Genomic DNA, 21,413 nt, shown 5'->3' with positions numbered 1-21,413 from the left:
GGGCACTGCCGCTTCCTGGTGGGCGCCCGCGGTGGCGAACCTCCTGATCGGGATGGTCGCGATTCTCCCGGCCCTGTGCGTGCGACGGCTGGTGACCAAACACATACTGCTCAACTGCGCCGACAGCCCCGGCTGTACCGCACACTTCCCGGGCCACGCGGTGGGCATGACGCTCGGCGCGCTGCTGGGCGGCGGGTTCGTCCTCGGGATGGTGCTGGTGGTCGACGTCCTCATACCGTGGCAGGAGGGCAGGCCGCTGCACCGGTGGCTCGGCATGACCACCCTGGTACCGGCGCCGTTCGCGATCGCCCAGGTCGCCGGCTGGATCTAGCGGGCGCCCGACGATTCCCGCCGGGCGCGCGGCACCCGGGACGGCACCGAAGGCTGGGGGCGGGCTGCCGAGCGGGCGCCGGGCGCGGCGACGGCCACTGCGGGTCCCCCGTTCAGTCCCCTGGGCCGACACGAGAGGGCCGCACCCCCGTCGCCGGGAGTGCGGCCCTCAACTGCCGTACCGAACCGCCTACTTGCGGATCAGGTTGCGCAGCACGTACTGCATGATGCCGCCGTTGCGGTAGTAGTCGGCCTCGCCGGGGGTGTCGATGCGGACGACCGCGTCGAACTCGACACCCGTGTCGGTGGTGACCTTGACCGTGCGCGGCGTGGTGCCCTCGTTGAGCTCGGTGACGCCGGAGATGGAGAAGGTCTCCTCGCCGGTCAGGCCGAGGGACTCGGCCGTGGCACCCTCCGGGAACTGGAGCGGCAGGACGCCCATGCCGATGAGGTTCGAGCGGTGGATGCGCTCGTACGACTCGGCGATGACGGCCTTGACGCCGAGCAGCGCGGTGCCCTTGGCCGCCCAGTCACGGGACGAGCCGGAGCCGTACTCCTTGCCGGCCAGGACGACCAGCGGGATGCCCTGCTCGATGTAGTTGCGGGAGGCGTCGTAGATGAAGGAGACCGGCCCGCCGTCCTGGGTGAAGTCGCGCGTGTAGCCGCCCTCGGTGCCCGGCGCGATCTGGTTGCGCAGACGGATGTTGGCGAACGTACCGCGGATCATGACTTCGTGGTTGCCTCGGCGGGAGCCGTAGGAGTTGAAGTCGGCTCGCTGGACGCCGTGCTCCGTGAGGTACTTGCCCGCCGGGGTGTCGGCCTTGATCGCGCCGGCCGGGGAGATGTGGTCGGTGGTGACGGAGTCGCCCAGCTTGGCCAGCACGCGGGCGCCGGTGATGTCCCCGACCGGGGCCGGCTCCATCTCCATGCCCTCGAAGTACGGGGGCTTGCGGACGTACGTCGACTCCGGGTCCCACTCGAAGGTGTTGCCGGTCGGGATCGGCAGGGACTGCCACTGGGCGTCGCCCGCGAAGACGTCCTGGTAGGACTTGTTGAACATGTCCTCGCCGATGGCGTTGGCGACGACGTCGTTGACCTCGGCCTCGGTCGGCCAGATGTCCCTCAGGTAGACCGGATTGCCGTCCTGGTCGGTGCCCAGGGCGTCTCGGGTGATGTCCACCTTCATGGAGCCCGCGATGGCGTACGCGACGACCAGCGGCGGGGAAGCCAGGTAGTTCATCTTGACGTCGGGGTTGATACGGCCCTCGAAGTTCCGGTTGCCGGAGAGGACCGAGGTGACCGCGAGGTCGTGGTCGTTGACGGCCCTGGAGACCTCCTCCGGCAGCGGGCCGGAGTTGCCGATGCAGGTGGTGCAGCCGTAGCCGACGAGGTTGAAGCCCACCTTGTCGAGGTACGGGGTCAGGTTCGCCTTGTCGAAGTAGTCGGTGACGACCTTCGAGCCCGGGGCGAGGGTGGTCTTGACCCACGGCTTGCGGGTCAGGCCCTTCTCCACGGCCTTCTTGGCGACGAGCGCGGCGGCGACCATCACGTAGGGGTTCGAGGTGTTGGTGCAGGAGGTGATGGCGGCGACCGTCACCGCCCCGTGGTCGAGGGTGTAGGTCGTGCCGTCGGGGGCGGTGACCCGGACCGGGTTGGACGGGGCGCCGTTGGGGTGGATGGCCGGGGCGTCCGAGGCCGGGAACGACTCGACACCCGCCTCGTCCACGCTGTCCACGTAGTTGCGGACGTCCTGCTTGAACTGCTCGGCGGCGTTGGCGAGGACGATGCGGTCCTGCGGGCGCTTCGGGCCGGCGATCGACGGAACGACCGTGGACAGGTCCAGCTCGAGCTTCTCGGAGAAGTCGGGCTCGGCCTTCGGGTCCAGCCAGAGGCCCTGCTGCTTGGCGTACGCCTCGACGAGGGCGACCTGCTGGTCGCTGCGGCCGGTCAGGCGCAGGTAGTTGAGGGTCTCGTCGTCGATCGGGAAGATCGCGGCGGTCGAGCCGAACTCCGGCGACATGTTGCCGATGGTGGCGCGGTTGGCCAGCGAGGTGGCGGCGACGCCCTCGCCGTAGAACTCGACGAACTTGCCGACCACGCCGTGCTTGCGGAGCATCTCGGTGATGGTCAGCACCAGGTCGGTGGCGGTGGTGCCGGTGGGCAGCTCGCCGGTGAGCTTGAAGCCGACCACGCGCGGGATGAGCATGGAGACCGGCTGGCCGAGCATCGCGGCCTCGGCCTCGATGCCGCCGACGCCCCAGCCGAGGACGCCGAGGCCGTTGACCATGGTGGTGTGCGAGTCGGTGCCGACGAGGGTGTCGGGGTACGCCTGGCCGTTACGGACCATGACGGTGCGGGCCAGGTGCTCGATGTTCACCTGGTGGACGATGCCGGTGCCCGGCGGAACGACCTTGAACTCGTCGAAGGCGGTCTGGCCCCAGCGCAGGAACTGGTAGCGCTCCTTGTTGCGGCCGTACTCCAGCTCGACATTCACCTTGAAGGCGTCGTTCGTACCGAACTTGTCGGCGATGACGGAGTGGTCGATGACCAGCTCGGCCGGGGCCAGCGGGTTGATCTTGGCCGGGTCGCCGCCGAGCTCCTTGACGGCCTCGCGCATGGTGGCGAGGTCGACGACACAGGGCACGCCGGTGAAGTCCTGCATGATCACGCGGGCCGGCGTGAACTGGATCTCCTGCGACGGCTGGGCCTGGGAGTCCCAGTTGCCGAGGGCGCGGATATGGTCGGCGGTGATGTTCGCGCCGTCCTCGGTGCGGAGCAGGTTCTCCAGCAGGACCTTGAGGCTGTACGGCAGGCGGGCCGAGCCCTCCACCTTGTCCAGCCGGAAGATCTCGTACGACTCGTCGCCCACCTGCAGCGTGCTGCGGGCGTCGAAGCTGTTCGCCGACACGACAGTCTCCTTCATTGATGTGCGCGTACCACCGCATCCTGCCGCCACGACGGCTCGGCCGATCCGCTAAGGTAAGGCTAAGTTAGATAACGCTTACCGACGCGGTGACTGCGGGGCGCCCCGGCAGATATCTCGATGTCGAGATAACTCTAGTACATGGGGGCCGACTGGTCATGCCCGGGCCGGGGAGCGACCCGAATCGGCAGGTCGACGGCCCGGACCCGGCCCCGCCGCCGGCTTCCGCGTCCCGGCCCCGCCGCCGGCTCCCGCGTCCCGGCCCCGCCGCCGGCTTCCGCATCCCGGCCCCGCCGCCGGCTCGCGCATCCTCTCGCGGTCGGCCGGCTCGAGGGCCCGCCGCCGCAGCCGCGCATGCCCCGGGCGGCGTTCCCGCGCGGGTGGCGCGGTCGCGTGGCAGGCTGGTCGCAGGGCCGCGGCCTTCCGGACGGCAAGGCAGCACTTCCGGACGGCAAGGCAGCAAAGGAGTCGGCGCGTGGAAGAAAAGGAATTCATCCTGGCGGTGTCCGAGCGCACGGGCCTGACGCGGCAGGTGGCGGCGGACCTCACGCGGGCCACGCTCGAGACGCTCGCCCACCGGTTGAGCGCGGGCGAGGCCAGGGGCCTGAAGAACGGTCTCCCGGAAGGTCTGGCGGAGTCCGTCCGGCGGGGAACGACGGCCCACATCGAGCGCTTCGGCTACGAAGACACGGTTCGCCGTGTGGCCGAACGCAACATGCTCAACGAGGAGGAGGCCGACCGCGGTGTCCGCGCCGTGCTGACGGTCCTCGGCGACGCGATCATCGAGACGGAGTTTCGCCATCTGATGTCGCAGCTCGGGGCCGACTTCTCCAAGGCGGCCCGGTCCGCCGGCTGAGCGTCGAAACCCGAGGCCCGTGCCGCTCCGGCATCAGTTCGCCGAGCGGGGGTATCCGAGTCGTGGGCGGGGGCCGAGGCACAACGTCGATGGATCTGCCCGGACCCTTCGGGCGGCGGCGCACCCGCCCCAGCCCTCACTGACGATATCTCACCCGAACGGACCCCCCAGGAGGCGCCATCTCATATCTGAGATAGCCTCAACCTCATGTCAGACGACTACCTCGTACGCATCGGCAGGCTCATCCGTGACGCCCGGCAGCATCGCGGCTGGACTCAGGCGCAGCTTGCCGAGGCACTCGGCACCAGTCAGAGCGCGGTGAATCGCATCGAGCGCGGAAATCAAAACCTCAGTCTTGAGATGATCGCCCGCATCGGCGAAGCCCTGGACAGCGAGATCGTTTCCCTGGGCTACGCGGGTCCCATGCATCTGCGGGTGGTCGGCGGCCGCCGGCTCTCCGGTGCCATCGACGTGAAGACCAGCAAGAACGCCTGTGTGGCCCTGCTGTGCGCCTCGCTGCTGAACAAGGGACGGACGGTGCTGCGCCGGGTCGCCCGCATCGAGGAGGTGTACCGGCTGCTGGAGGTGCTCGGGTCGATCGGCGTGCGGACCCGGTGGATCAGCGACGGGGTCGATCTGGAGATCGTGCCGCCCGCGGACCTCGACCTGGACGCCATCGACGCCGAGGCCGCCCGCCGTACACGCTCCATCATCATGTTCCTCGGTCCGCTGCTGCACCGCATGGACCGCTTCCGGCTCCCGTACGCGGGCGGCTGCGACCTCGGTACACGCACCATCGAGCCGCACATGATCGCGCTGCGCCGGTTCGGGCTGGACATCACCGCCACCGAGGGGCACTACCACGCCGTGGTGGACCGCTCCGTCACCCCCGGCCGGCCGATCGTGCTGACCGAGCGCGGGGACACCGTCACCGAGAACGCGCTGCTCGCCGCCGCCCGCCACGACGGTGTCACGGTCATCCGCAACGCCTCCTCCAACTACATGGTCCAGGACCTGTGCTTCTTCCTGGAGGCGCTCGGCGTCGTGGTCGAGGGCATCGGCACCACCACGCTCACCGTGCACGGCGTGCCGAACATCGATGTCGACGTGGACTACTCGCCCTCCGAGGACCCGGTCGAGGCGATGAGCCTGCTGGCCGCCGCGGTGGTAACCGAGTCCGAACTGACGGTGCGCCGGGTGCCGATCGAGTTCCTCGAGATCGAGCTCGCGGTGCTGGAGGAGATGGGGCTCGATCACGACCGCACGCCCGAGTACGTCGCCGACAACGGCCGTACGCGGCTGGTGGACCTGACCGTGCGGCCCTCCAAACTGGAGGCGCCGATCGACAAGATCCACCCGATGCCGTTCCCGGGCCTGAACATCGACAACGTCCCGTTCTTCGCGGCCATCGCGGCCTCCGCGCAGGGCAAGACCCTGATTCACGACTGGGTGTACGACAACCGGGCGATCTATCTGACGGACCTCAACCGCCTCGGCGGCCGTCTGCAGTTGCTCGACCCGCACCGGGTGCTGGTCGAGGGGCCGACCCGCTGGCGTGCCGCCGAGATGATGTGCCCGCCCGCGCTGCGGCCCGCCGTGGTCGTGCTGCTGGCCATGATGGCGGCCGAGGGCACCTCGGTCCTGCGCAACGTGTACGTCATCAACCGCGGCTACGAGGATCTGGCCGAGCGGCTCAACTCGGTGGGGGCGCAGATCGAGACGTTCCGCAACATCTGAGCCGCGTATGCCGCCGCACTCACCTTGACCAGCAGGACCGAGGAGCAGAAGGGGGTGCGGCGGCCCCGTGGTCCGGTGGCCGGGTCGCCGCTGCACGCGACGGCGTCTGCGCGGTCGTCGGGCGGCCCGTGCGGCGAACCGCCGGGTGGGATCTGAGGGACCCGTGATGCAATGGGGCCCCAGAGCGGATCTTCGGGTGGAGTGGGGCGTGTTGAGCAACGGTGGGGCCGGCGCGGGAAGCTTTGAGCCGCTGGTGGACGGTGATCCGCAGGTCGTGGGCGGCTATCGGCTGGTGGCGCGGCTCGGTTCCGGCGGCATGGGGCGGGTCTATCTCTCGCACACTCCGGGCGGCCGGGCCGTCGCGGTCAAGGTGATCCGGCCGGAGCTGGCCGAGAACGCCGAGTTCCGGAAGCGGTTCCGGGCCGAGGTGGCCGCGGCGAGCCGGGTGCACGGGCTCTACACGGCTCCGGTCGTGGACAGCGACACCGAGAGACCCGTGCCGTGGTGCGCCACCGCTTATGTACCGGGGCCGTCCCTCGCCGATGCGGTGCGCGACCACGGGCCGCTGCCCGTCGACACCGTGCTGCGGCTGATCGCCGGTGTCGCGGAGGCGCTCCAGGCGGTGCACCGCGAGGACATCGTGCACCGGGACCTCAAGCCGTCGAATGTGCTGCTCGCCGCCGACGGGCCGCGCGTCATCGACTTCGGCGTCGCGCGGGCTGCGGATGCCACGTCGGTGACGCAGAGCGGTACGGCCCTCGGCACGGTCGCCTACATGGCACCGGAACAGGTGCTCGGCGGCGAGGCCGCCGCCTCGGCCGACGTGTTCGCGCTGGGGCAGACCGCCGTGTTCGCGGCGACGGGCGGTGCCGCCTTCGGGGACGGGGACCCGCACGCGGTGCTCTACCGTGTGGTGCACGAGGAGCCCGACCTCAGCCGTGTTCCGGGGGAGATCAGGGAGTTGGTGGTGCGGTGTCTGCGCAAGCCCGCCGCCGAACGGCCTTCCGTCGAGGAGGTCATCCGGTCCGTTCAGACGATCCAGGCGGATCGCGGTGACGATGTGCGGTTCACCTCCGGGGCTTGGCTGCCGGGCGAGTTGGCGGCGGGGATCGCGGCTCGGGCCGCCGGGGCCGACCAGGCCCGGGCGGAGGCCTCTCCGGACACTGCCGACACCGGTGTCTTCGGCCCCGCGCCCGCCTACTTCCCCACTGTGTCCTCCCAGGCCGCACCGCCCGGGCCGTTCGTCATGGGCCCCGGGGCCGCACCGGCTGCGTACGCTCCGGCTCCCTGGCCGCAGCCACAGGGGCCGGACGCCGCGCAGACCTCCTCGGTGACGGCCGGCGGCAAGGTCCGCAGGTCCCGGGTCTGGATGCTGTCGGCGGCCGCCGTCGTGCTCGTCGTCTCCGGCGCGACCGCCGCTGTGCTGCTCGTCCCGGGGGACGGCGGCAAGAGCGACGGCCGGGCGCAGGAGGTGGCCGCGTCGCCGTCGGCTTCGGCCGCGGCGGCGTCGCCGTCGGCATCCGGTTCCCCGTCGGCCGGGGCCTCGAAGAGGCCCCGGCCCGCCAAGTCGGCGCTGTCGCCAAGCCCTTCGGGGCCCGCGACACCCATCCGGACCGGGACGCCGGTTCCCGCGACCGCCGCGGCCGGCAGGCCGACGGCGTCGAACGCCCCCACGGCGGTGACGTACTCCGGGATCCGGATGACGGCGAGCCACGACCTGTATATGGCGGACGTCCCGGTGCGGTCCAAGGCGGACACCGGGACCTCCGACGAGGATCTGACGTACGCCGTCTACTCCTCGGGGGCAGTCCTCGCCCCCGGCACCACCTCCGGCAGCTCTCTCGCCCTGCTGCCCGTGGGGCGGCAGGGGAGCCTGGAGGGGTGCAAGGCGGCGACCGGTTACAAGAGTTACGTCTGGGTCAGGGACCTCACCGTGGGCGAGCAGATGTGCGTCATCAGCGGGACTGGGCACGTCGGGCTGGTGACGTACCGGGGCTCGTCCGGGACGACGTCCGTCACCTTGGACGTGAAGGTGTGGCGTAACGCGGCCTACTAGGCATCGTCGGTGCCTCGGCCCGTGGCCCGCCCGGCTCGACGGCCTCACCGCCGAGCCGGACGCGCGAGGTCGTGACGGTCCTCGTCCCCGCGCGCGGTTACGGAAGCACGGCGAAACCGTCCAGTTCCACGAGCGCCTCCTCGTCCCACAGGCGGACAGCCCCCACGACCGCCATCGCGGGGTAGTCGCGGCCCGCCAGCTTCCGCCAGATACGGCCGAGTTCTGGGGCGTTCGTACGGTAGGCCGCGACGTCGGTGGCGTAGACGGTGACACGGACCAGGTCGGCAGGGGTGCCGCCGGCGGTTCGCAGGGCGGTGAGCAGGTTGGTGAGTGCCTGCTCGAACTGTTCGCAGAGGGTGGCGCCGACGACCTTGCCGCCCGCGTCGAGGGCGGTCTGACCCGCCAGGAACACCAGCCGGGTGCCGGTGGCGACGACGGCGTGGGAGAAGCCGGCGGGCGGGGAGAGGTCGGGCGGGTTGATGCGCTCCAGGGTCACGGGGCCTCCACGGTGGCGTACAGCTCCTTGGCGATGATGCTGCGTTGGACCTCGCTCGCGCCTTCGTAGATCCGGGGCGCGCGGACTTCGCGGTAGAGGTGTTCGAGAAGGTGGCCGCGGCACAGGGCGCGGGCGCCGTGCAGTTGGACGGCCGCGTCGACCACGTACTGCGCGGTCTCGGTGGCGAGGAGCTTCGCCATCGCGGCGCGCCGCGGGACGTCCGGGGCGCCCTCGTCGTACGCCGTCGCCGCCGCGTAGACCATGAGGCGGGCGGCCTCGGTGCGCAGGGCCATCTCGGCGACCTGGTGGGAGACGGCCTGGAGGTCCTTGAGCCTGCCGCCGAAGGCCTCCCGCCCAGCGGTGTGGGCGAGTGTCGCCTCGAGGGCCGCCTGCGCCATGCCCACCGCGAAGGCGCCGACGCTGGGCCGGAAGAGGTTGAGGGTGCCCATGGCGACCCGGAAGCCGCGGTCGGGCTCGCCGAGGAGGTCGTCCGCGGTCACGGGCACGGCGTCGAAGGTGAGGGCGCCGATGGGGTGCGGCGAGAGCATGTCGAGCGGTCTGCCGGTCAGGCCGGGTCGGTCGGCGGGCACGAGGAACGCGGTCACGCCGCGGGCGCCGGTGCCCGGGGTGGTGCGCGCGAAGACGGTGTAGAAGTCGGCCCCCGGCGCGTTGGAGATCCAGCACTTCTCACCGGTGAGCCGCCAGCCTCCGCAACCGTCGCGTTCGGCGAGGGGTGACGCGCCGTCGACGGCCGGCGTGCCGTCCGGCTTCGCGCGCAGGGCCAGGGCGCCCGCGTCCGAACCGGCGTCCGGCTCGGTCAGGGCGAAGGCGGCCACCGCGGTGCCGGCGCGAACGCCGGGGAGCCAGCGGGCGCGCTGGTCCTCCGTGCCGTGGGCGTGCACCGGGTGCGCCCCGAGTCCCTGGAGGGCCAGCGCCGTCTCCGCCTCCGTGCAGGTCTGGGCCAGGGACTCCCGCATCAGGCACAGGTCGAGCGCACCGGAAGTGAACAGCCGTTCGAGCAGACCGAGTCGGCCGAGTTCGGCGACAAGGGCCCGGTTGACACTGCCGGGCTCCCCCTTGTCCGCGAGCGGGCGCAGCTGCCGCTCGGCCAGCGCGCGCAGCTCCGCGCACCAAGCGGTCCGTACCGGATCGAGCGAGAATGCGGTCATTGCCGGTCCCCTCTCCCTGACGGCGTAACGGGACTGGGTGGGCCACCCGTCCGACCGTATCGCGGACCATTGACTGTCGTCACGAACACGATACGCTCATTGCGCGAGCCCACCACGACAAGGGGGCGAACCGCCATGGACCCTACGGACGCCACAAGCGCCACGGCCACCGAGGCCGCCGCAGACCCGGAGACCGAAACGGCAACCGAGGCCGCCACGGCCACGGCCGGCGCGAGCCCCGCCCCCACCGCGCACCGCGACACCTTCGCCCGCGACCGCCTCCCGCCCCGCAAGCAGTGGCCGCGGCTCTCCTTCGATCTGCCCGAGCTGCGCTACCCCGAACGGCTGAACGCCGCCGCCGAACTGCTCGCCCCTGCCGCCCCCGGGCGCCCCGCCTTCCGTACGGCGGACGGCGGCGTGTGGACGTACGAAGAGCTCCGCGCCCGCGTCGACCGGATCGCGCACGCGCTCACCTCCCACCTCGGTGTCGTCCCCGGCAACCGTGTTCTGCTGCGCGGCCCCACCACCCCCTGGCTGGCCGCCTGCTGGCTCGCGGTGCTGAAGGCGGGTGCGATCGCCGTCACCGTGCTCGCCCAGCAGCGTCCGCACGAGCTGCGGACGATGTGCGAGATCGCCCGGGTCGGCCACGCCCTGTGCGACATCCGCGCGGTCGACGACCTGGCGAAGGCGGACGTGCCCGGGCTGCGCATCACCACCTACGGCGGCGAGGCCCCCGACGACCTGCTGCGGCTGCCGGTGACCGAGGAGCCGTACGCGCCCGTGGACACGGCGGCCGACGACGTGGCGCTGATCGCCTTCACCTCGGGCACCACGGGCCGCCCGAAGGGCTGCATGCACTTCCACCGCGATGTGCTCGCCATCGCGGACACCTTCTCCCAGCATGTGCTCGGGCCGCGCCCGGACGACGTCTTCGCGGGCAGTCCCCCGCTCGGCTTCACCTTCGGGCTCGGCGGGCTCGTCGTCTTCCCGCTGCGGGCCGGCGCCAGCGCCCTGCTGCTCGAACAGGCGGGCCCTCGGCAGCTGTTGCCGGCGATCGCCGAGCACCGCGTCTCCGTGCTGTTCACGGCGCCGACCGCCTACCGCGCGATGCTCGACCAGCTGGACGGGTACGACGTCACCTCGCTGCGGCGCTGTGTGTCGGCCGGCGAGAACCTGCCCGCCGCGACCTGGCGGGCCTGGCACGAGCGCACCGGGGTGCGCGTGATCAACGGCATCGGCGCCACCGAGCTGCTGCACATCTTCATCTCGGCCGCGGACGAACAGATCCGCCCGGGGACCACGGGAGTTCCGGTACCGGGGTGGCACGCACGGGTACAGGACGCGAACGGCACGCCACTGCCCGACGGCGAACCCGGACTGCTCGCGGTGCGCGGCCCGGTCGGCTGCCGCTATCTCGCGGACCCGCGGCAGCGGGAGTACGTCCGGGACGGCTGGAACGTCACCGGCGACACCTACGTCCGCGAGCCCGACGGCTATTTCCGCTATGTCGCGCGCGCGGACGACATGATCGTCTCGGCCGGGTACAACATCGCCGGGCCCGAGGTGGAGGACGCCCTGCTGCGCCACCCCGATGTGGTGGAGACGGCGGTCGTCGGGCGGCCCGACGAGACGCGGGGGCAGATCGTGGTGGCGTACACGGTCCTGCGGGCGAACGCGCGCCCCGACCCTGAGGCGCTGCGCACCTTCCTGTTGTCCGAACTGGCGCCGTACAAGTGCCCGCGCGAATTCGTCTTCCTCGACGCGCTGCCGCGCACGGCGACGGGCAAGCTCCAGCGCTTCCGGCTGCGTACGCATCCCTCCGACGCCAACTCCATGGCCGCTGAAGGCGATCGCGAGTGACGCGGACGATCTAAAGTGATCAACGTGTCCGATCAGCACGCTCCCAGGTCCCTCATCGTCACGTTCTACGGCGCCTACGGCCGCTTCGTCCCAGGGCCCGTGCCCGTGGCCGAACTGATCAGACTGCTCGCCGCGGCCGGTGTGGACGCGCCCTCGGTACGGTCGTCGGTGTCCCGGCTGAAACGGCGCGGGCTGCTCGTACCGGCTCGCACGGCCACGGGCGCGGCCGGATACGCGCTGTCGCCCGACGCCCGGCAGCTGCTCGACGACGGCGACCGGCGCGTGTACGCGACTACTCCCCCCAAGGAGGAGGGCTGGGTGCTCGCGGTGTTCTCGGTGCCGGAGTCGGAGCGGCAGAAGCGGCATCTGCTGCGCTCCCGGCTCGCCGGCCTCGGTTTCGGCACCGCGGCCCCTGGGGTGTGGATCGCCCCCGCACGCCTGTACGAGGAGACCCGGCACACCCTGGAGCGGCTCCGGCTCGACCCGTACGTGGACTTCTTCCGCGGCGAGCACCTCGGTTTCACGCCGACCGTTCAGGCGGTGGCCCGCTGGTGGGACCTGCCCGAGATCGCCAAGCAGCACGAGACGTTCCTCGACCGCCACGCGCCCGTGCTGCAGGAGTGGCAGGCCCGTGAGGACACCCCGCCGCAGGAGGCGTACCGCGACTATCTGCTCGCCCTGGACTCCTGGCGCCATCTGCCCTACGCCGACCCCGGACTGCCGGCCGAACTGCTGCCGGCGGACTGGCCGGGTGCCCGGTCGGCCGAGGTCTTCCGGGCGCTGCACGAGCGGCTGCGGGACGCGGGCGCGGTCTTCGCGGGCGTGTGACCCGCACGACGCGCGACCCGCACCGCCGACGCGTGACCCGCACCGCCGACGCGTGACCCGCACCGCCGACGCGTGACCCGCACCGCCGACGCGTGACCCGCACCGCCGACGCGTGACCCGCACCTGCGGATTGCTCAACCACCCAGCGTCAGGCGGGGTTTAGGGGCATCGGTACGGCCTGTCTGCGGGCGCCTGCTGCCCGCCCGATAGGGCGCCGGCCACACCACGCCCGGCCCGCTGTAGCCCTGCTCGGCCGCCGCGTGCAACGTCCAGTGCGGATCGTACAGATGCGGCCGGGCCAGCGCGCACAGGTCCGCACGCCCCGCGAGGATCAGGGAGTTGACGTCGTCCCAGGACGAGATGGCGCCCACCGCGATCACCGGGACGCCGGTCTCGTGGCGGATCCGGTCGGCGTAGGGCGTCTGGTACGAGCGCCCGTACGCCGGTCGCTCCTCGGCCACCACCTGCCCGGTCGACACGTCGATCGCGTCGGCACCGTGAGCGGCGAAGGCACGGGCGATCTCGACGGCCTCCTCGGCCGTGGTCCCGCCCTCCGCCCAGTCGGTCGCGGAGATCCGTACGGTCATGGGCCGCTCCTCGGGCCACACCGACCGCACGGCGTCGAAAACCTCCAGCGGGAACCGGAGCCGCTTCGCGAGCGTGCCGCCATAAGCGTCCGTCCGCCGGTTGGTGAGCGGTGAGAGGAAACCGGAGAGCAGATAGCCATGGGCGCAGTGGAGTTCGAGCAGATCGAAGCCGCTGCGGGCGGCACGCCAGGCGGCGGAGGTGAACTGCTCGCGCAAATCGGTGAGTTGGGCGCGGGTCAGCTCGCGGGGCGTCTGGCTCCCGGGCTTGTACGGGAGCGGGGACGCGGCCACGAGCCGCCAGTTGCCCTCCTCCAGCGGCTCGTCCATGCCCTCCCACATCAGCTTGGTCGAGCCCTTGCGGCCGCTGTGCCCGAGCTGCACGCCGATCGCGGTGCCCGGTGCCCGGGTGTGCACGAAGTCGGTGATCCGCCGCCAGGCCAGCTCCTGCCGCCCGGTGTAGAGCCCGGCGCACCCCGGGGTGATCCGGCCCTCGGCGCTCACGCACACCATCTCGGTCATGAGCAGGCCGGCTCCGCCGAGCGCCCGTGCGCCGAGGTGGACGAGGTGGAAGTCGCCCGGGACGCCGTCCACCGCCGAGTACATGTCCATCGGCGAGACCACGACCCGGTTGCGCAGGGTCAGACCGCGCAGCCGGAAGGGGGTGAACATCGGGGGCGTGCCGGGCGGGCAGCCGAACTCCCCTTCCACCGCCTCGGTGAAGTGCGCGTCGCGCAGCCGCAGATTGTCGTGGGTGACCCGACGGCTGCGGGTGAGCAGGTTGAACGCGAACTGCCGGGCTGGCTGCTCGAGATAGAGTCCGAGGTTCTCGAACCACTCCAGGCTGGCCCGGGCCGCGCGCTGGGTGGAGGCGACGACCGGGCGCCGCTCCTCCTCGTAGGCGGCCAGGGCCTCGGGCAGCGAGGCGTGCTCCTCCAGGCACGCGACCAGCGCCAGCGCGTCCTCGACCGCCAGCTTCGTGCCGGAGCCGATCGAGAAGTGGGCGGTGTGGGCGGCGTCGCCGAGGAGAACCAGGTTGCCGTGGGACCAGTGCTCGTTGACGACGGTGCGGAAGGTGGTCCAGGCCGAGTTGTTGGAGCGCAGCGACCGGCCGCGGAGGGCGTCCGTGAACACCTTGGCGCAGCGCTCGATCGTCTCGGCGGTGTCCAGTTCCGGGAAACCGGCGGCCCGCCAGACCTCCTCGCGCATCTCCACGATCACCGTGGAGGCGTCGGCATCATAGGGGTAGCCGTGGAGCTGCATCACACCGTGCTCGGTCTCGGCGATCTCGAAGCGGAAGGCGTCGAAGGCGAAGTCGGCGGCGAGCCAGATATAACGGCAGCGGTGCTCCTCGATCGAGGGCCGGAATGCCTCGGCATAGGCCTCGCGCGTGCCGCTGTGCACTCCGTCCGCGGCGATGACCAGGTCGTACGCCGCCGAGAGCCGGTCCGGGGGCGGGGCCTCGGCCCGGAAGCGCAGGTCGACACCGAGTGAGCGGCAACGCTCGTGCAGGATCTCCAGGAGCCGGCGCCGGCCGAGCGCGGCGAAGCCGTGACCGCCGGAGGTGTGCCGCACGCCCCGGTGCACGATGTCGATGTCGTCCCAGCGCACGAACTCGTCCTGCAGCGCGGTGTAGACGACGGGGTCGGCGTGCTCGATGCCGCCGAGGGTCTCGTCGGACAGGACGACACCGAAGCCGAAGGTGTCGTCGGGGGCGTTGCGCTCCCAGACGGTGATCCGGCGGGACGGATCCAGGCGCTTGAGGAGGGCTGCGGCGTACAACCCGCCGGGACCGCCGCCGACGACGGCGACGCGCAGGGGTGAGTGGGCCGCCCCCGGCGGCGCCGGCCGGGCCGAAGCTTCACGCGCCGCCGCGGGCCCCGTCAGGCCACCCTGCGCCGCCCGTCCCGGACGCTGGTTCCGCGGGGACGATTCCTTGTGGGCTCGTGCCATGGCCGCCTCACCTCCCCCGCCACTTCGGCGGCCGCTTCTCCGTGAAGGCGGCGTGGAACTCGGCGTAGTCCTCGCCGTTCATCAGCAGCGCCTGTGTCGAGGCGTCCAGTTCGACGGACGCGGCGAGCGGCATGTCCAGTTCGGCGGTGAGCAGCGCCTTCGTCTGGGCGAGGGCGAGCGCCGGGCCGTCGGCGAGTCGGCGGGCCAGCGCCTGGGCGGCCTCGTCCGCGCGGCCTTCCTCGGTCAGTTCGCTGATCAGACCGATGCGCTCGGCCTCGGGCGCCCGCACCGGCTCGCCGAGCATGAGCAGCCGGGTGGCGTGCCCGAGCCCGACGACCCTCGGGAGCAGATAGGCGGCGCCCATGTCACCGCCGGAGAGCCCCACCTTGGTGAAGAGGAACGCGAAGCGGGCGGAGGGATCCGCCACCCGGAAGTCGGCGGCGAGCGCGAGCACCGCGCCCGCGCCCGCCGCCACCCCGTGGACCGCCGCGATCACCGGGAACGGGCACTCCCGTAGGGCGCGTACGACCTGCCCGGTCATGCGGTTGAAGTCGAGCAGCCGGGCGGTGTCCATGGACAGCGTGGCGCCGATGATCTCGTCCACGTCGCCGCCCGAGCAGAATCCGCGGCCCTCGCCGGCCAGCACGAGGGCCCGGACGGACCGCTCCCGGGACAGCTCGGCGAGCAGGTCGCGCAGGTCGGCGTAGGCACCGAAGGTGAGCGCGTTCAGTTTCTCGGGGCGGGCCAGGGTGACTGTGGCGACCCCGTCGGAATGGGAGCACCTCAGATGCTGCCAGTCGGAGGTGCGGGCAGCGGAGCCGGTGAAGGGACTCATGACGTGCGGCCTCCTCGGACGGGGGCGGCTGTCTGCATTACGGCCGTCCGACGAAGTTATCACTTGTCTGTGACTGTCGTCATGAGTGCGCGATAGAAGCGTGGCCGCGAGACGGGTTCATGGGCGCCCCATGAGACGTACGCGGGCGCATGAACACGGCGCACGCCGGGCGCCATGTGACAGCCGCCCGGCGTCACGTCACACGTCGTCGACAGACCGGTAACGAGGGGCACTGCCGTGCGAGGCGGGCCGTCATCACGGGTACTCCGCCCCGTACCGGGGGCAAGGGGGCTCCCGGGACGAAACCCGCCGAAGGTCCCTGCCGAGGAGCGCCGTACGATGCCTCTTGTTGAATGCAGGACAGCCTGCGCCATGAACGGACCCGCCTTGCACGAACCCCCCGCACCCGCCTCCTGGCGCATCGCGCTGCCGCACACGGCCGCCGCGGTGCCCGTCGCCCGCGCGCTGGTCCGTACGGCGCTGGCGGAGCTGGAGCACGCGGCCGACAGCGACACCGCGGAGCTGCTGACCGCGGAGCTGGTCGCGAACGCCGTGGAGCACGCCGCGGGCAACGGGCCGATAGAGCTGGTCGTCGAGCTGATGCCGACGGGCTGCAAGGTCGAGGTGCACGATCCCGACCCGGCGCCGCCCCGCAGTCTGACCCGCCCGGTCATGGCGGCCCCGGACCCCTGGCAGGAGCACGGGCGGGGCCTGCTGCTGATCCGCAGCCTCAGTTCGTCCTGCGGCCACCGCCCCACGGCGTCCGGCAAGGCGGTGTGGTTCAGACTGCCTGTGGTTCCGCGACAGCGGCGTCGCGTGTGACGGGTCCCGTCACCAGCCTGGAGCGCCGGCGTCCGTAGAACGCGTACACCAGGCAACCGGCCGCCAGGAACGCCGCGAACTGCACCCAGGTCGTCCAGCCCGTCTCGTACATCAGGTACAGACAGAAGCCGACGCCGAGCAGCGGCACCACGGGGTAGAGCGGCACACGGAAGGAGCGCGCCAGGCCGGGTTCACGGCGCCGCAGGGTGATGACCGCCACATTGACGACGGCCATCGTGGCCAGCGTGCCGATGGTGCACAGGTTGACCACCACGTCCAGCGAGGCGAAGGCCGCCGGTACCGCGAAGACGACCGCCACGATCAGGGTGCCGGTGACCGGCGTCGAGGTCCGCGGTGAGACCCTCTCGAAGACGCGCGGTACGAGGCCGTCGCGGGCCATCGACATCAGGATGCGCGTCTGGCCGTACATCACCGCGAGCACCACCGAGGCGATGGCGACGACCGCGCCGAAGGCGATGACGCCGCCGCCGACCGTGGAGCCGGTGACCTGGTTGACGACGTACGAGAGCGCCGCGGGCCGGCCGCCGACGCCGGGGCCGCCGATGGCGCCGACCGCGGCGAGGGCGACCCCGCAGTACAGCACCGTCACCAGGCCGATGCAGACGAGGATCGCGATCGGGACGTTCCGGCGGGGGTTCTTGGCCTCCTCGCCCGCGGTCGTGATCGCGTCGAAGCCGATGTACGAGAAGAAGGCGGCCGAGGTGCCGGCGCCGATGCCGCCGAGGCCGGCCGGGGCGAACGGGGTCAGGTTGCCGTGCTTGAAGGCGGTGAACCCGATGGCGCAGAAGGCGACAAGGATGCCGAGCTTGAGCACGGCCATGGCGGCAGTGGCCCGGGCGCTCTCCCGAACGCCGCGCACCAGGAGGACCGAGGCCAGGGCGATGACGATCACGGCCGGGAGGTTGATCACCCCGCCGTCGCCCGGACCGGCGCAGAGCGATGCGGGCAGCTGCCATCCGGTGAGGCTGACGAGCAGCTCGTTGACGTACTGGCTCCAGCCGACGGCGACGGCCGACACGGAGACTCCGTACTCCAGCAGCAGACACCAGCCGACGAGGAATGCCGTGCCCTCGCCGAGCCCCGCGTAGGCGAAGGAGTAGGAGGACCCGGAGACCGGGATCGCGCCGCCCAGCTCGGCGAACGCGAACGCCGTGAAGACACAGGTCAGCGCGGCGAGCACAAAGGAGACGACGACGGCGGGCCCGGCCTGGGCGACCGAGTCGGAGAGGCCGACGAAGATGCCGGTGCCGACGATCGCGCCGACGCCGAAGCAGACGAGCTGGAACAGGCCCATATGGCGCTTGAGGCCGTGACCTGCGAGATCGGCGCCGGCTTCGGCGACGAGCAGCTGGGGGGACTTGATGCGGAAGGGGTTGGCGGAACTGCCAGGCATACGGGTGGTGCTCTTTCGGTGGTGCGGACGCGACCAGGGGGGTCCCCCGGGGAGGTCGCGCGACGGTCCGTGGAAGGGGTGGCTCCGGGTCCGTCGAGGATCGTACGGGAACATTTCCAGGTGCCCGCTGCGGCAGCGGGCACGTCAGGTCAGGCGAGAGTGGCGACCAGTACCGCCTTGATGGTGTGCATCCGGTTCTCCGCCTCGTCGAAGACGACGGAGTGCCGGGACTCGAACACCTCGTCGGTGACCTCCAGCTCGGACAGCCCGTGGCGCTCGTGGATCTCGCGGCCCACGTCGGTGCCGAGGTCGTGGAAGGCCGGCAGGCAGTGCAGGAACTTCACGTCGTCGTTGCCGGTGGCGCGCAGCACGTCCATGGTCACGGCGTACGGGCCGAGCAGCGCTATGCGCTCGTCCCAGACCTCCTTGGGCTCACCCATCGACACCCAGACGTCGGTGGCGACGAAATCGGCGCCGCGCACGCCCTCCTTCACGTCGTCGGTGAGGGTGAGCCGGGCGCCGGAGGCGTGGGCGAGCTGCCGGGCCACCTCGACGATCGTGTCGTCGGGCCACAGCAGCCGGGGCGCGACGATCCGGACGTCCATGCCGAGCAGGGCGCCGGTGACGAGATAGGAGTTGCCCATGTTGTAGCGGGCGTCGCCGAGGTAGGCGTAGGCGATGTCGGTCAGCGGCTTGTCGCTGTGCTCGGTCATGGTGAGCACATCGGCGAGCATCTGGGTGGGGTGCCACTCGTCGGTGAGGCCGTTGTAGACGGGGACCCCGGCGTGCGCGGCCAGCTCCTCGACGACGCCCTGGCCGTGCCCGCGGTACTCAATGGCGTCGAACATCCGGCCGAGCACCCGGGCGGTGTCCTTGACGGACTCCTTGTGCCCGATCTGTGAGCCGACCGGGTCCAGATACGTCGTGTGCGCGCCCTGGTCGGCGGCCGCGACCTCGAAGGCGCACCGCGTGCGCGTCGAGGTCTTCTCGAAGACCAGCGCGATGTTCTTGCCCGTCAGGCGGCGTGTCTCGGCCCCGGCCTTCTTGGCCGCCTTGAGCTCGGCCGCCAGCTCGATCAGAGCGCGGAACTCCTCAGCGGTGAAGTCCAGCTCCTTGAGGAAGTGGCGTCCGGCGAGGGCGGTCGGAACTGTCGCCATGGGGGCGCTCCAGAGTGCGAGGGGACGGGTACGAACAGGGGGACGAATGGAAGTCTATACGACTCCTTACATTTCTATGCGCAGGGGTGTTACTGCCTCGACGGGGCGCGAGAGAACGGTGCAAACAACCACATACCACCCGTTCACCGCGTCACACGGAAACCGCATCCCTCTCCACCGGACAGCTCATACACCGAGGCCCGCCTCTCCCCCGCCCCAGTTCGCTGCCCGGAATCTCAATCACTTCGATTCCCTGCTTGCGCAAATGAGTGTTGGTGGTCGAATTCCTCTCATAAGCGATCACGACACCCGGCTCGACCGCGAGCACATTGCACCCGTCGTCCCATTGCTCCCGCTCAGCCGCGTGCACATCCTGCATGGGGGTGAGCACCCGGATCTCGTTCAGACCGAGCGCCGCGGCGATCGCCCGGTGCATGTGCTCCGGCGGATGATCGGTGACCTTGAGCTCCTTCTCCCCTGCGCCGGGCTCGATGGTGTACGAGCGGAGCATGCCGAGGCCCGCGTACTGAGTGAAGGTGTCGCCGTCGACCATGGTCATCACGGTGTCGAGATGCATGAGGGCGCGCCGCTTGGGCATGTCGAGCGCGACGATGGTCCGGGCCGACCCCGCGGCGAAGAGCTTGTACGCGAGCATCTCGACGGCCTGGGGCGTGGTGCGCTCGCTCATGCCGATGAGCACGGCGCCGTTGCCGATGACCAGCACGTCGCCGCCCTCCATGGTGGACGGGTACTCGGTCTGCCCTTGGGACCAGACGTGGAACATCTCGTCACGGAACAGCGGGTGGTGCCGGTAGATCGCCTCGAAGTGGACGGTCTCCCGCTGGCGCGCGGGCCAGCGCATGGCGTTGATGGAGACGCCGTCGTAGATCCAGGCGGATGTGTCGCGGGTGAAGAGGTGGTTGGGGAGGGGGCGCAGGAGGAAGTCGTCGAGGTCCATCACATGGAACCGCACCGAGATCGGCTCCGGATGGGCATCCAGGAACTCCCGCTTGGTCATGCCGCCGACGAGAGCCTCGGCGAGCTCGCCGGAGGGCATGGTCTCGAATGCGGCGCGGAGATGGTCGGTGGCGAGCGGCCCGTACTCCTTCTCGTCGAAGACCCGGTCCAGGACGAGCGATCTCGCCGCCGGGATCTCCAGGGTCTCGGTGAGCAGTTCGCCGAAGAAATGGACGAGGACCCCGCGGTCGCGCAGTACGTCGGCGAACCCGTCGTGCTCCGCGCGCGCCCGGCGCACCCACAGCACATCGTCGAAGAGGAGCGCGTCCTTGTTGCTGGGGGTGAGCCGTTTGAGCTCGAGATCCGGCCGGTGCAGGATGACGCGGCGCAGCCGCCCGGCCTCGGAGTCGACGTGGAATCCCATGCCTCCATCCTGACCATTCGGGCACGCGTTCACCCGTCGTTCGCCGGGAACCGGACCGTTTGATTTCGTCTTCTTGACGATAAGCGAGGGTTCCCCATATCGTCTGACTGACGAGAAACGGGACGGGCCCTGGGGCTCATGCACGAGGGGGACGGCACACCATGGCCGACATCACGCGCCGCTTCGGCCGGCGCCACCTGCGCGGGGCACCGACCGCGCACATCCGCCACCACCACTCGGGCAGGCTTGTCCATGACGGGCCGGGGCTCAGCTTCTGGTACCGGGCGCTGACCGCGGCGCTCTCCGAAGTCCCCGTGGACGACCGGGAGCTGGCGATGACGTTCCACGCCCGTACGTCCGACTTCCAGGACGTGGCCGTGCAGGCGACGGTCACCTACCGCATCAGCGACCCGGAAACCGCCGCGGCGCGCCTGGACTTCTCCATCGACCCGGACACCGGTGCCTGGCGCGGCGCGCCGCTGGAACAGCTCTCCACCCTGCTGACGGAGACGGCCCAGCAGCACGCACTGGATGTCCTGGCCCGCACCCCGCTGTCGGCGGCCCTGGTCGACGGGGTCGCGGCGGTACGGGAACGGGTTGCGGCCGGGTTCGCTGCAGAGCCCCGGCTGCCCGCGACGGGGATCGAGGTGGTCGCGGTCCGGGTGGTGGCGCTGCGCCCCGAGCCCGAGGTGGAGCGGGCACTGCGGACGCCGGCTCGCGAGCAGATCCAGCAAGAGGCGGACCGGGCGACGTACGAGCGCCGCGCCGTGGCCGTCGAGCGGGAGCGCGCCATCGCCGAGAACGAGCTGGCCAGCCAGATCGAACTCGCCCGCCGGGAGGAGCGGTTGGTCGAACAGCGCGGTACGAACGCACGGCGCGAGGCGGAGGAGCACGCGGCGGCCGACGCCGTGCGCGCCCAGGCGGAGGCGGCGCGTGCGGTCCGGCTGGCCGAGGCCGAGGCCACGCGCTCGGTGCGCCTGGCCGAGGCGGAGGCCGCGCGCGCCGTGGCGCT

16 protein-coding genes are annotated in these 21,413 nt (G+C 71.3%); 8 read left to right on the top strand and 8 right to left on the bottom strand.

Annotated elements, in window-relative coordinates:
- Window positions 1-52 precede the first annotated feature (52 nt).
- Window positions 53-331 carry a hypothetical protein gene (locus tag AAW14_RS10840; RefSeq protein WP_265562525.1) on the top strand — a complete coding sequence of 93 codons (279 nt, stop codon included), beginning with the start codon at window positions 53-55 and terminating at the stop codon, window positions 329-331.
- A 189-nt stretch (window positions 332-520) separates the two neighbouring features.
- Here the strand turns inward: AAW14_RS10840 and acnA are convergent, their stop codons facing one another.
- On the bottom strand, window positions 521-3,238 hold the full coding sequence (gene acnA, locus AAW14_RS10835) for an aconitate hydratase AcnA (protein WP_322741058.1): 2,718 nt from the start codon (window positions 3,236-3,238) through the stop codon (window positions 521-523).
- A gap of 490 nt (window positions 3,239-3,728) precedes the next feature.
- Here acnA and AAW14_RS10830 point away from each other — a divergent pair, with 490 nt between their 5' ends.
- From AAW14_RS10830 to AAW14_RS10820, 3 genes are all read left to right on the top strand, one after another.
- Window positions 3,729-4,109, top strand: a complete 381-nt coding sequence (locus AAW14_RS10830; protein ID WP_265562521.1) for a DUF2267 domain-containing protein — start codon at window positions 3,729-3,731, stop codon at window positions 4,107-4,109.
- A gap of 207 nt (window positions 4,110-4,316) precedes the next feature.
- A complete protein-coding gene (locus AAW14_RS10825; protein WP_265562519.1) occupies window positions 4,317-5,846 on the top strand; it encodes a helix-turn-helix domain-containing protein in 1,530 nt (509 codons plus the stop codon).
- A gap of 208 nt (window positions 5,847-6,054) precedes the next feature.
- Window positions 6,055-7,902: a serine/threonine-protein kinase gene (locus AAW14_RS10820; protein ID WP_265562517.1), complete on the top strand. Its 1,848-nt coding sequence runs from the start codon at window positions 6,055-6,057 to the stop codon at window positions 7,900-7,902.
- 97 nt (window positions 7,903-7,999) lie between these two features.
- On the opposite strand, the gene AAW14_RS10815 is transcribed toward AAW14_RS10820, so the two are convergent.
- Together AAW14_RS10815 and AAW14_RS10810 are read right to left on the bottom strand one after the other, a co-directional pair.
- Window positions 8,000-8,398 (bottom strand): RidA family protein, encoded by a 399-nt coding sequence (locus tag AAW14_RS10815; protein ID WP_265562515.1) that lies wholly within the window; start codon window positions 8,396-8,398, stop codon window positions 8,000-8,002.
- Window positions 8,395-9,567 (bottom strand): acyl-CoA dehydrogenase family protein, encoded by a 1,173-nt coding sequence (locus AAW14_RS10810; RefSeq protein WP_265562513.1) that lies wholly within the window; start codon window positions 9,565-9,567, stop codon window positions 8,395-8,397. Before AAW14_RS10810 ends, AAW14_RS10815 begins: the two co-directional genes overlap by 4 nt.
- Window positions 9,568-9,702: 135 nt before the next feature.
- Here AAW14_RS10810 and AAW14_RS10805 point away from each other — a divergent pair, with 135 nt between their 5' ends.
- A complete protein-coding gene (locus AAW14_RS10805) occupies window positions 9,703-11,427 on the top strand; it encodes an AMP-binding protein (protein ID WP_265562511.1) in 1,725 nt (574 codons plus the stop codon).
- Window positions 11,428-11,442: 15 nt separating this feature from the next.
- Complete coding sequence (locus tag AAW14_RS10800; protein WP_265562509.1) at window positions 11,443-12,255, top strand: PaaX family transcriptional regulator C-terminal domain-containing protein; 813 nt, start codon at window positions 11,443-11,445, stop codon at window positions 12,253-12,255.
- A gap of 134 nt (window positions 12,256-12,389) precedes the next feature.
- On the opposite strand, the gene AAW14_RS10795 is transcribed toward AAW14_RS10800, so the two are convergent.
- Together AAW14_RS10795 and AAW14_RS10790 are read right to left on the bottom strand one after the other, a co-directional pair.
- Entirely contained in the window at window positions 12,390-14,792 is a 2,403-nt protein-coding gene (locus AAW14_RS10795; protein ID WP_265562507.1) for a bifunctional salicylyl-CoA 5-hydroxylase/oxidoreductase, read from the bottom strand.
- 7 nt (window positions 14,793-14,799) lie between these two features.
- Window positions 14,800-15,627: an enoyl-CoA hydratase family protein gene (locus AAW14_RS10790; RefSeq protein WP_265562505.1), complete on the bottom strand. Its 828-nt coding sequence runs from the start codon at window positions 15,625-15,627 to the stop codon at window positions 14,800-14,802.
- A gap of 372 nt (window positions 15,628-15,999) precedes the next feature.
- On the opposite strand from AAW14_RS10790, the gene AAW14_RS10785 reads away from it, so the two are divergent.
- Window positions 16,000-16,449: an ATP-binding protein gene (locus AAW14_RS10785; protein WP_265562503.1), complete on the top strand. Its 450-nt coding sequence runs from the start codon at window positions 16,000-16,002 to the stop codon at window positions 16,447-16,449.
- Here the strand turns inward: AAW14_RS10785 and AAW14_RS10780 are convergent.
- The 3 genes from AAW14_RS10780 to AAW14_RS10770 form a co-directional block, all read right to left on the bottom strand.
- Window positions 16,409-17,863, bottom strand: a complete 1,455-nt coding sequence (locus AAW14_RS10780; protein WP_265562501.1) for an amino acid permease — start codon at window positions 17,861-17,863, stop codon at window positions 16,409-16,411. The two genes, AAW14_RS10785 and AAW14_RS10780, sit on opposite strands and share 41 nt — an antisense overlap.
- 149 nt (window positions 17,864-18,012) lie before the next feature.
- The gene (gene argF / locus AAW14_RS10775; protein ID WP_265562499.1) at window positions 18,013-19,020 is read right to left on the bottom strand and encodes an ornithine carbamoyltransferase; all 1,008 of its coding nucleotides are present in this window, start codon (window positions 19,018-19,020) and stop codon (window positions 18,013-18,015) included.
- A gap of 151 nt (window positions 19,021-19,171) precedes the next feature.
- Complete coding sequence (locus AAW14_RS10770) at window positions 19,172-20,401, bottom strand: arginine deiminase (protein ID WP_265562498.1); 1,230 nt, start codon at window positions 20,399-20,401, stop codon at window positions 19,172-19,174.
- 161 nt (window positions 20,402-20,562) lie between these two features.
- On the opposite strand from AAW14_RS10770, the gene AAW14_RS10765 reads away from it, so the two are divergent.
- Window positions 20,563-21,413 (top strand): SPFH domain-containing protein (locus tag AAW14_RS10765; RefSeq protein WP_265562496.1); only part of this gene is annotated, 851 nt, incomplete at its 3' end.

The sequence above is a fragment of the Streptomyces hygroscopicus genome (genome assembly GCF_026168105.1).
In the GTDB taxonomy this organism is placed as follows: domain Bacteria; phylum Actinomycetota; class Actinomycetes; order Streptomycetales; family Streptomycetaceae; genus Streptomyces; species Streptomyces hygroscopicus_D.
The sequence above is the reverse complement of the archived record's forward strand: the minus strand, read 5'-3'. Positions and strand labels throughout refer to the sequence as shown.

Coding starts and splice junctions, on each gene's coding strand:
- AAW14_RS10825 (WP_265562519.1), top strand. CDS start 4,317: ATGTCAGACGACTACCTCGTACGCATCGGCAGGCTCATCCGTGACGCC.
- argF (WP_265562499.1), bottom strand. CDS start 19,020: ATGGCGACAGTTCCGACCGCCCTCGCCGGACGCCACTTCCTCAAGGAG.
- AAW14_RS10770 (WP_265562498.1), bottom strand. CDS start 20,401: ATGGGATTCCACGTCGACTCCGAGGCCGGGCGGCTGCGCCGCGTCATC.
- AAW14_RS10790 (WP_265562505.1), bottom strand. CDS start 15,627: ATGAGTCCCTTCACCGGCTCCGCTGCCCGCACCTCCGACTGGCAGCAT.
- AAW14_RS10780 (WP_265562501.1), bottom strand. CDS start 17,863: ATGCCTGGCAGTTCCGCCAACCCCTTCCGCATCAAGTCCCCCCAGCTG.
- AAW14_RS10805 (WP_265562511.1), top strand. CDS start 9,703: ATGGACCCTACGGACGCCACAAGCGCCACGGCCACCGAGGCCGCCGCA.
- AAW14_RS10840 (WP_265562525.1), top strand. CDS start 53: ATGGTCGCGATTCTCCCGGCCCTGTGCGTGCGACGGCTGGTGACCAAA.
- AAW14_RS10785 (WP_265562503.1), top strand. CDS start 16,000: ATGAACGGACCCGCCTTGCACGAACCCCCCGCACCCGCCTCCTGGCGC.
- AAW14_RS10810 (WP_265562513.1), bottom strand. CDS start 9,567: ATGACCGCATTCTCGCTCGATCCGGTACGGACCGCTTGGTGCGCGGAG.
- AAW14_RS10795 (WP_265562507.1), bottom strand. CDS start 14,792: ATGGCACGAGCCCACAAGGAATCGTCCCCGCGGAACCAGCGTCCGGGA.